We start from the raw sequence: 1407 nt of genomic DNA on the forward strand, positions 1-1407 counted from the left end.
TTAATAGTCTGTCAACTTCTTTTTTTAATTTGTTTCAACAAGTTAACTGGGTTATCAACGTGTAATTACACACTAGCTACTTCCAGCTCGTCTTGATGAGGTGCGTATTATAGACGCTATATTTATTTAGTCAAGAAGTATTTCCTATTTAATTCAAACAATTTACATCGTTCAAATCAGTAACCCACTTCCCTTTCAACTGGGTGGCATTATACGGAGTTTTAGATAGAAAACAAGAAGAGTTTTCAAAAACATTTTAACTTGATAAATTGAATTGATTGAGCCTACTATTAAAGACAATAGTAGGCTCAAGTATTTCCTTATTTCTTAGATCTACATATTAGTCGAAAGTATAGCTTACGCCAACATTACCACCATTTTGGCTGCCACTACCACCAAAAGCACTACTGATAGAAAACTGTCCGTCAGATGTAGTGTAACCGACACCAAATGCGTACCCTGTCTCACCTTCCCATGTACCACCGCCCAGACCAACACTTACTTTACCTGGCGTGTTGGGATAACGTAGAGCACCGAAAGCAAGCGCACCCGCTACTGCTGAGTGAGTCTCACCTTCTAAATCATTTATTCTTCTATCTGTATAACCAAAGGCTTCGGCACGATTTTGGTTAAGCTGAGAAACGTTAACTGCATCATTTGAATTAATACCAGCGGCAACATTGGTAATTCGGCGCTGGTTGTTTGCACTGCCTACCGATACGGTATTATCTGCCGTTGATTGTGAGTTTGCTCCTAATGCTACCGCATTGCTATGAGTCGCACTGCTATTAGCACCGATAGATACTGCATTAGCTGCTTGGACGTTCACCGACTCACCGATAGCAACAGAGTTTGAGGCGTTAGTCTCGTTAGCAAAGGTTGGTGCACTATTAGCACCAATTGTAGCCGCTGTAGCACCAACTGTCGCATTACTACCTAACACTACTGAATTACTAGTAGTATCACCGATAATGTTGTCGTTGCCAACTGCATAATTAGCGCTGCCGCCGATAATATTCGGGTCTCCAAACGCACCTGAGCGATCACCTGAAACGATGTTGCCATTACCCACGCTGGTAGATTGATCGCCAGTCACCGTATTGTTAGTGCCCATAGCGATGCTGTCCTTACCTTTAGATTGAGCATTAACCCCAATTGCTATTGCACCGTCAGCAGTAGCGCCATTGCTGTTATAATTGCCTGCATCTTCACTGTCACTAGAGCCATTAACGCTAAAGAAGCGAGCTTGGCTGTCTTCGATTTTACTTTCTAATTCAATTTTAGCTGCTTCGCTAATACCTGAGTCGCCTTTATCACCTTTAGCACCGTCAATACCATCCTGACCTGCTGGACCTTGTTCACCCTGAGGACCTTGCGCGCCATCTTGACCATTGATACCGTCAGATC

1 protein-coding gene is annotated in these 1407 nt (G+C 42.9%); it reads right to left on the bottom strand.

Features of this window, described 5'->3' with window-relative positions; genetic code table 11:
* Positions 1-340: 340 nt before the first annotated feature.
* On the bottom strand, positions 341-1407 hold a 1067-nt coding region (locus tag V6252_RS12825; protein WP_341610707.1), incomplete at its 5' end, for a YadA family autotransporter adhesin.

The sequence above is a fragment of the Psychrobacter proteolyticus genome (assembly GCF_038155145.1).
In the GTDB taxonomy this organism is placed as follows: Bacteria; Pseudomonadota; Gammaproteobacteria; order Pseudomonadales; family Moraxellaceae; genus Psychrobacter; species Psychrobacter proteolyticus_B.